This window comes from Hydrogenophaga sp. (assembly GCF_019264445.1).
Classification (GTDB): domain Bacteria; phylum Pseudomonadota; class Gammaproteobacteria; order Burkholderiales; family Burkholderiaceae_C; genus Hydrogenophaga.
Window position 1 is genome coordinate 1 of the sequence record NZ_JAHVAB010000022.1, and the last position, 8,298, is coordinate 8,298.

Consider the following 8,298-nt stretch of genomic DNA (forward strand, 5'->3'; position numbering starts at 1 on the left):
GGCCCCCCGGCGCCCCCCGCCCGCGGGCGGGCGGGCCGGCCCGCCGCCCTGGTGCAGCGAGGCGATGATGCCGAGCTCTTGCGCCATGCGGAAGTCGTGCAGGGCCACCTCCAGCGTGCTGTAGTGGGGGCCGAGCACCGCCGCGTGAATGCTCAGCAGCGCCTGGCCCGCATGCGCCTGGACGAGCCGCTCCACTTCCGCGCGGGGGTGGGGCCGTTCCCAGAACGGCGTTTCACCGGGGCGCGGATCGGGCTTGGGCGTGCCATGAAAGAACGCCGCTCGGATGCCCGATTGCAGCAGCGCGGCCACCGCCGCGTCACTGTGTGCCGGGGTCGGGTTGTTGTGGCACCAGTCCACCAGCGTGGTGGTGCCACCGTTGAGCTGGTTGAGCGCACCCACCAGCGTGGCGATGTGCAGGTCGTCCGGCGTGAACACGGTGGCCAGGCCGGCGTGCATGTGCTGAAAGTACTGCAGCAGCGTCCAGTTGGCGGCCACGCCGCGCAGCGCCGTCTGCCAGGTGTGCATGTGCGCGTTCACCAGCCCGGGAATGGCAATGCAGCCGCTGGCATCCACCACCTGCGCACCGTCGACCACCAGCCCCGGTGCAATCTCGGTGATGCGGTCCCCCGTGACCAGGATGTCGGCCACGGGCAGGTCGCCCTGCGCGTCCATGGTGATCACGGTGGCGCCACGGATCAGCGTGCGCTCGGTGTTCAAGGCGGTCTCCTGCGGGTTCTGTGTGCTGCGGCCATCGGCGCCGAGTGTGTCGCCCTGCCCGCCGGCCATCAACGGGCCCGCTGAAATTCAGTTTTCCGCAGAGGGGAATGGGGGCGCGCCATGGCTGCGCCTTTCGCTGACAGAATCGCTACCGGCCCGCCCTTCGCGTGCCACGCATACAGCAGGAGACTCCCCTTGATCAACAAGATTGCCCCCTCCATCGCCGAGGCGCTCGCGGGCATTGAAGACGGCGCCACCGTGCTCATCGGCGGCTTCGGCACCGCCGGCATTCCGGGCGAACTCATCGACGGCCTCATCGACCAGGGCGCGCGTGAACTCACAGTGGTCAACAACAACGCCGGCAACGGCGAGACCGGCCTGGCCGCGCTGCTCAAGACCGGGCGCGTGCGCAAGGTCATCTGCAGCTTTCCGCGCCAGGCCGACAGCCAGGTGTTCGACGGCCTCTACCGCAGCGGAAAGCTCGAACTCGAACTGGTGCCGCAAGGCAACCTGGCCGAGCGCCTGCGCGCCGCGGGCGCGGGCATTGGCGCCTTCTTCACGCCCACCGGCTTTGGGACCGAGCTGGCCAGGAACGCCGACGGGTCGCCCAAGGAAACGCGTGAGATCAACGGCAAGTCCTATGTGCTGGAGTACCCGATCTTCGGCGACGTGGCGCTCATCAAGGCCGAGCGCGGTGACCGCTGGGGCAACCTCACCTACCGCAAGGCTGCGCGCAACTTCGGCCCGGTGATGGCCACCGCCGCCAAGCGCACCATCGCCAGCGTGTACGAGATCGCTGAACTCGGCAGCTTCGACCCCGAGGCGGTGGTCACCCCCGGCATCCACGTGAGCGCGGTGGTGCAGATTCCCCGTGTGGCCACGCAGGCCGGCGGCTTCAAGAACGCGGCGTGAGGACACGACCATGAGCTACACCCGACGCACCAAAGACGAACTCGCCCGCCGCGTGGCGCAAGACATCCACGACGGCGCCTACGTGAACCTGGGCATTGGCCAGCCCACGCTGGTGGCCAACCACCTGCCAGCCGGCATCGAGGTGGTGCTGCACAGCGAGAACGGCATCCTGGGCATGGGCCCGGCACCGGCCGCCGGCGAGGAAGACTACGACCTCATCAACGCCGGCAAGCAGCCGGTGACGCTGCTGCCCGGTGGCGTGTACTTTCACCACGCCGACAGCTTCGCCATGATGCGCGGCGGCCACCTGGACATCTGCGTGCTCGGCGCCTTCCAGGTGTCGGCCACGGGCGACCTGGCCAACTGGAGCACGGGTGAGGCGGGCTCCATTCCCGCGGTGGGCGGCGCGATGGACCTGGCCATTGGCGCCAAGCAGACCTGGGTGATGATGGACCTGCTCACCAAGCAAGGCGCGAGCAAGGTGGTGGCGAACTGCAGCTACCCGCTGACAGGCATCGGCTGTGTGAAGCGCATCTACAGCGACCTCGCCACGCTGGCCTGCACCCCGCAGGGCCTGCAGCTCATCGACAAGGTCGATGGGCTGGAGCATGCGGAGCTGGAGCGGTTGCTGGGTTTGCCGGTGGCGGCCTGAACTGCGCCCCTTTACGCAGGCCGGCGCTGCAGCAGCTGGTTGGGCAGCGGCACCGACAGGCGCAGCACGTCGTCGGCCAGCCACTGCGCCGAGCGGCGCGCGCGTTGCGCCACGGTGGGCAGCGGCAGTTGCAGGTAGTCGTCGTTGAAGACCTCGAAGCTGTAATCGCCGCCGTAGCCCAGCGCGTCGAGCTTGAGCACCAACTGGACCAGCCGGTCGCTGTGCACGCCCTCACCTGGAAATACACGGAAGGTGCGCGCGGTGGTCATGCGCTCTTCGAACGTGCGGGTTTCCTGCCACATGAAGTCGGCCAGCTGCACAAGAAAGATCTTGTCCGGCTGCAGGTCATCGATCATCTCCAGCGAGGTGTCGGCCGCGAAGATGTGGAACGAGTCGATGCCGATGCCCAGGTTGGGGCAATCGGCGCGCTGGATCACGTCCCACGCGGTGGTGAACTCGTTGACCGTACGGCCCCACGACAGCGCCTCGTACGCGATGCGGATGCCGTACGGAATGGCCAGCATCGCCAGCTTGCGCAGGTCGCGCGCGATGTGATCGAGGTCGTCACTGGCGTGCTTCGAGGTGGACGAACACGCCAGCAGCACGTTGCAGCCCAGCGCCGCGCACATCTCCAGCATGGACTTCGCGATATCCACCTTGTAGGCGTGCAGGTGGCCCGACAGACCCTCGAAATCGCGCAGCACCTGGAAGCCGGTTCCGCGCAAGCCGCTGGCCTGCACCGCCTTCACCGCGGCCTGCCAGCCCTGCGCGTGGCCCACGAGGTCGTTGGCCTTGAGCATGACCTGCCCGAAGCCGGCCTCGGCCATGGCGTCGAGCTTGGCTTCCAGCGGCCCGGCCAGCGTGATGGTGTCCATGCCGAACGCGCGGATGGCAAGATTTTCGCGCTGGCGAAGCAGAGCGTTGTGGCTCATTGGGGTACCTCCGCCGTGCGGCTGCGGTGCAAGCTTGCTTGGGACCGGCCCTGCGTCGCGCTCATCGCGTCACTCCTGCGCGGGGCCGCTGTGCACCAGCTCGAACACCACGGAACCGAGGTAGGTCTTGGTGATGGCGCCGCGCCGCTCGGTGTGTACCGCATCCGTCTCGACGAATTCGACGCCGCGCGCGCGCAACGCCTGCACGGCGGCCATCACGTCGGGCACGCCCAGGCCAATGCGCTGCAGGCGCTCGCCCGCGTCGAGCACGTTGGGTTCGGGTTCGATGAGCTGCAACATGAAGCGCTGCGAAGCGTCCAGCGCGGGCGTGCGCAGCAGGCGGCCCTTGGGCATGATGCCGAAGCGCTGCTCGTCGGGGATGAGCTCGGTACCGAAAAGCTCGTTGTAGAACTCGATCCAGTCGTGGCTGCGCTCGGGGCCGATGTACTGCACGATGCCGAAGAAGTGAATGCCGGCCGTGGCGGGCGGGTTCTGCTCCACCGTGGGAATGGGCACGAAGTCGACGTCGTAGATGCTGAAGTTCTTGTAGCGGTCGACGAAGTGCAGGCGGCTGCCGCCCGCGCCGTGGATGGCCGGAATGTTCAGCTCCATCACGTCGGCGCGCGTGGGCACCTCCCAGGCGCCGCGCTCCAGCACGTAGCGGTAGGCGGCCTGCGCATCGCGCACGCGCAGCGCCACCGCCGACAGCACCGGCGATTCACCGCCGTGGCTCGCACCGTGCGATTCCATCGGATGCGCGTTGACGACGATGTTCAGCGCCCCCTGGCGGTACAGCAGCACTTCGCGCGAGCGGTGCCGCGCAATGGGTCGAAAGCCCATCATCTCCAGCACTTGGCCCAGCGCCTGCGGTTTGGAGGTGGCGTATTCGATGAACTCCAGACCGTCCAGGCCGATGGGGTTGCGCGCATCGCTGAACGAGGCCTGCAAGGGCTCGCGTTCACCGGGGTTGAGGGTCAGCAGGTCGCTCATGTCGGTTCCTTGAACGGGCGGCGCCGCAGCACCGCAAGGGTATGCATCAGTCGGCCAGGGCTTGCATGGCCTGCAGCGGCCCGAGCGCCTCACCAGGGTTGCCGTTGGCCGCGTAGCCACCGTCCACCGCCCAGACGGCAGCGGTGATGAAACCGGACGCCGGCTCGGCCAAAAAGCCGATCACGCGCGCGATTTCCTCGGGCACGGCCCAGCGGCCCACGGCCGATCGTTCGGCAAACAGGTCGTAGTCGAGCGTGCCAAGTCGCATCTTCTCGCGCAACACCTCGGTCAGGACATAGCCGGGCGCGACCGCATTGACGGTCACGCCGTGGCGGCCGTTTTCCAGTGCCAGACCGCGCGTGAGGCCGGCGATGGCGGCCTTGGCGGTGGAGTAAGCGGTGCGCCGCTGCAGGCCCACCAAGCCGATGACGGACGACAGGTTCACGATGCGGCCGAAGCCCTGCGCACGCATGCCCGGCAGCACGGCGGTGCACATGGCGGCGGTGCCGCCCACATGCACGGCCAGCATGCGCTGCAGGTCGCTCGCGGGAAGCGTGTGGTGGTCGGCGGATGCGCGCTGCATGATGCCCGCGTTGTTCACCAGCACCGAGACCGTGCCGAGTTCAGCCGCCACACGCGCGCAGCCCGCCACCACAGCCGCTTCGTCGCTCACATCGACCGCCACCGCCACCACGCGCACGCCGTGCTTCGCGGCGATCTCGGCGGCCACCTCGTCGGGCGCCTGCAGATCGAGCAGGGCCACGTCGGCACCGCGCGCCGCGAGGTCCTCGGCGATGACGCGGCCGATGCCACGCCCGGCGCCGGTGACCACGGCCACGCGACCGGTCAGGGCCTTGCTCACAGCACCTTGCCCGGGTTCAGGATGCCCTTGGGGTCCATGGCGTTCTTCAGCGTGCGCATCAGCGCGATCTGCTCGGGCGAACGCGCGTGGCCCAGCCAGCGGCGCTTGATGGTGCCGATGCCGTGCTCGGCCGACACGGTGCCGCCGTACTTCTGCACCAGGCCGTAGACCACCTCTTCCACCTCGTCCTTGGGCTGCACCTTGTCGCCCGCGCGGTAGGCCACGATGTGCACGTTGCCGTCACCGATGTGGCCGTAGAACACGCTCTCCAGACCCGGCACCTTCTCGGCCAGCTCGGCCTTGCAGGCACGGGCGTAGTCGTCCATGGCGGTCTGCGGCAGGCCGATGTCGAAGGCCAGGTGGCCGGGCCAGGTCTGGTGCAGTTCACCGCAGGCGTCGCGCACGCCCCAGAGCGCCTGCTCTTCGGCCAGCGACTGCGCCACCACGGCGTTGGGCACCACACCCTCTTCCAGCAACTTTTCCATCCACGATTCGAAGCGCGGCAAGTCGGACTCGGGGTCCGTGCCCAGGGCTTCGATCAACACATACGCACCGTAGCGCGTGTCGTCGCCGGCAAACGGGTTGCGCGCGCGCAATTCGTTGACGGCGCGGTCCCAATAGTCGGGCCACATCACTTCAAAGGCCGACAGCAGTGGGCCCAGGCCCGAGCGCGCCGCGCCCAGCAAGCGCAGCACTGCAGCGTAGTCTTCACAGGCGCACATGGCGACCACGGAAGAGCCGGCCTTGGGGAACATGCGCAGCACGATGCGCGTGATCACACCCAGCGTGCCTTCGCTACCGATGAACAGGTGCTTCAGGTCGAAGCCCGCGTTGTTCTTGATCATCTTGTTCAGGCAGTTGACGACCGTGCCGTCGGCCAGCACGGCTTCCACGCCCAGCACCATCTCACGCGCCATGCCGTAGCGAATCACGCGGTTGCCACCGGCGTTGGTCGACAGGTTGCCGCCGATGGCGCACGAGCCGCGCGCACCGAGATCGAGCGGGCAGAAGAATCCGGCATTCAGCGCTGCCTGCTGCACGGTTTCCAGCGGCGTGCCGGCGGCCACGGTCATGGTGGCGGCGGCGGTGTCAATCTCTTCAATACCCACCAGCCGCTCCAGCGACAAAGCGATCTCGTTGGCATCGGCGCGGGCACCGCCGCACAGGCCGGTGAGGCCACCCTGCGGCACCACGCCGATGCCGTGCGCGTGGCAGATGCGCAGCGCAGTGGCCACACCAGCCGTGTCGGCAGGACGCACCACCGCCATCGGTGACGTGGGCGACAGGCCGCTGTAGTCGTTGTGGTTGCGCACCGGCACGGCGTCGCCCACCATCACGGCGACGGGGCCAAGTTGGTCGAGCAATTCCTGCAGGGCTGGATGGGAAACGGCAAGCGTGGACATGGACGTCAATCGATGGATAAGAAAAGGGAATCAGGAACCGAAGCGGTCGTCCAGGCTTTTGTGGAAGTCCAGGTCGACCAGTTCGGTGAATTCGGCGTAGCTGACCATGCCGCCGACAGCGCCCACAGGCGTGCCCGCGCGTCGCAGCTCGGCCAGCGCACCCGAGACGGCACGCACGGCGGTGAACAGCGCCGTGACGGCGTAGAACACGACCGAGAAGCCCATGGACTGCAGCTGGGCGGCGGTCAGCGCGGCAGCGGGCGTGCCGTCCACCAACGAGACCACCTTGGGACCGGACACGGCGCGCGCCACGGCTTCGACCTCGGCCACGGTCTTGATGCCGTCGACGAACACCAGATCGACACCCGCCTGCTGGTACAGCTTGGCGCGGCGCACGGCCTCGTCGATGCCGGCGGCGGGCAGCGCGTCGGTGCGACCGATGATGAGCAGGTCACCGTCGCCGCGCGACTCGACCGCGCAACGCAGCCGGCGCACGTTCTCGTCGGCGTCCATGAGGCGGATGCCGGCCATCTGGCCACAGCGCTTGGGCGCGACCTGGTCTTCCAGGTGGATCGCGGCCACGCCGGCCTGCAGGTACTCGCGCACCGTGCGGTGGATGTTGGACGGACCGCCGTAGCCGGTGTCGGCATCGGCGATCACGGGGATGTCCACCGCGCGGACCATGTCGCGCGCATGCCCGGTCATTTCGGTCTGGCTCAGCAAGCCGATGTCGGGCGTGCCGAGGCGGCTGGCGGTGGCACCGAAGCCGGTCATGTAGACCGCGGGAAAGCCGGCTTTCTGCACGAGGCGGGCGGTGATGGAATCGGGCGCGCCGGGCGCCATGACGATCTCGCCGGCCTGCAACAGGCCGCGCAACTGGGAAGCTGGGTTCATGTGGAAGGCGTGGTGTGGATGCGTTGCACCCGGGGCTTGGTGGCGACCGCGATGCGGCCGCTGTCGAGTGCCAGCCGGTAAGCGTCGACGGTGCGGTCGATGTGAATGGTCAGCAGCGATTCGAGGCCGGCGAAGTCACCCGCGTCGACAAAGGCCTGCACGGCGCGGTGCTCGGCCAGCGAGACCTCGCGCGCGTCGGCGAACTGGCGCGACATCGCGGTGCGCAGCGCACCGATCTTGCCGGCGACGAGGTCGTAAGCGTCGAGCAGATAGGAGTTGCCCGAGTGCAGGAACAGCGCCAGGTGGAAGGCCGAGTCGGCGTGGCCGTAGCGCACGTCGTCGTCGGCGGCAATCGCCGCTTCCATCTCGTCCAGACCCGCTTGCAAGCCCGCCACCACGCCGGCGCGGTCGTGCCGGTAGGCACAGCGCGCGGCCTGCACTTCGAGCATCACGCGGAAGTCACAGATGGCGCGCATGTCCGCCTCGGTCGGCTGGAACACGAAGCTGCCGCGCTTGGGCCGGATCTCGACCAGCCCGGTGTTCTGCAACAGCGTGAGCGCATCGCGCACCGGCGTGCGGCTCACGCCGAACAGCGCAGCCAGCGTGTCTTCCGAGATCATTTCGCCCAGCGCGAACTCGCCATCGATGATCGCCTGCCGCAGGCGGCTGGCCACGATCTCGGTCAGCGACTTGGGCATCTCGAAGTCAAACTTGCGGGTCATGCGGGCTCCTGTTGATGAAAAGTGTCAGACGTCAGCTGAGCACCAGACCGCCGTCGATGTTGATCGACTGGCCCGTCATGTAGTCCGACGCGGGTGACGCGAGAAACAGCGCCAGGCCGGCCACGTCTTGCGGCGTCTGCGCGCGGCCCATCGGCACGTTGGCCACGCGGCTGGCAAACACGTCGCCCTCGCGGCCGTTGTTCAGGTGCGCCAG

Annotated in this window: 10 protein-coding genes; 2 read left to right on the forward strand and 8 right to left on the reverse strand. The window is 68.3% G+C overall.

The window, feature by feature from the left end:
• Window positions 1-717 (reverse strand): amidohydrolase family protein (locus KXJ60_RS02830; RefSeq protein ID WP_291123897.1); only part of this gene is annotated, 717 nt, incomplete at its 3' end.
• 195 nt (window positions 718-912) lie between these two features.
• Between KXJ60_RS02830 and KXJ60_RS02835 the strand changes: the two genes are divergently transcribed.
• Window positions 913-1,629, forward strand: a complete 717-nt coding sequence (locus KXJ60_RS02835; protein ID WP_291123898.1) for a 3-oxoacid CoA-transferase subunit A — start codon at window positions 913-915, stop codon at window positions 1,627-1,629.
• Between the two features lie 10 nt (window positions 1,630-1,639).
• Window positions 1,640-2,281, forward strand: a complete 642-nt coding sequence (locus tag KXJ60_RS02840) for a 3-oxoacid CoA-transferase subunit B (protein ID WP_291123899.1) — start codon at window positions 1,640-1,642, stop codon at window positions 2,279-2,281.
• 11 nt (window positions 2,282-2,292) lie between these two features.
• Here the strand turns inward: KXJ60_RS02840 and KXJ60_RS02845 are convergent, their stop codons facing one another.
• From KXJ60_RS02845 to KXJ60_RS02875, 7 genes are all read right to left on the reverse strand, one after another.
• Complete coding sequence (locus KXJ60_RS02845) at window positions 2,293-3,213, reverse strand: sugar phosphate isomerase/epimerase family protein (protein WP_291123900.1); 921 nt, start codon at window positions 3,211-3,213, stop codon at window positions 2,293-2,295.
• A gap of 69 nt (window positions 3,214-3,282) precedes the next feature.
• Window positions 3,283-4,203, reverse strand: coding sequence for a 4-hydroxyphenylpyruvate dioxygenase (locus tag KXJ60_RS02850; RefSeq protein ID WP_291123901.1), 921 nt, complete (start codon window positions 4,201-4,203; stop codon window positions 3,283-3,285).
• A gap of 46 nt (window positions 4,204-4,249) precedes the next feature.
• On the reverse strand, window positions 4,250-5,065 hold the full coding sequence (locus tag KXJ60_RS02855; RefSeq protein ID WP_291123902.1) for an SDR family oxidoreductase: 816 nt from the start codon (window positions 5,063-5,065) through the stop codon (window positions 4,250-4,252).
• Window positions 5,062-6,468: an FAD-binding oxidoreductase gene (locus KXJ60_RS02860; RefSeq protein ID WP_291123903.1), complete on the reverse strand. Its 1,407-nt coding sequence runs from the start codon at window positions 6,466-6,468 to the stop codon at window positions 5,062-5,064. The genes KXJ60_RS02855 and KXJ60_RS02860 overlap by 4 nt, the downstream gene beginning before the upstream one ends.
• A gap of 30 nt (window positions 6,469-6,498) precedes the next feature.
• Entirely contained in the window at window positions 6,499-7,362 is an 864-nt protein-coding gene (locus KXJ60_RS02865; protein WP_291123904.1) for an isocitrate lyase/PEP mutase family protein, read from the reverse strand.
• Complete coding sequence (locus KXJ60_RS02870) at window positions 7,359-8,084, reverse strand: GntR family transcriptional regulator (RefSeq protein ID WP_291123905.1); 726 nt, start codon at window positions 8,082-8,084, stop codon at window positions 7,359-7,361. Before KXJ60_RS02870 ends, KXJ60_RS02865 begins: the two co-directional genes overlap by 4 nt.
• Before the next feature lie 31 nt (window positions 8,085-8,115).
• Window positions 8,116-8,298 (reverse strand): SDR family oxidoreductase (locus KXJ60_RS02875; RefSeq protein ID WP_291123906.1); only part of this gene is annotated, 183 nt, incomplete at its 5' end.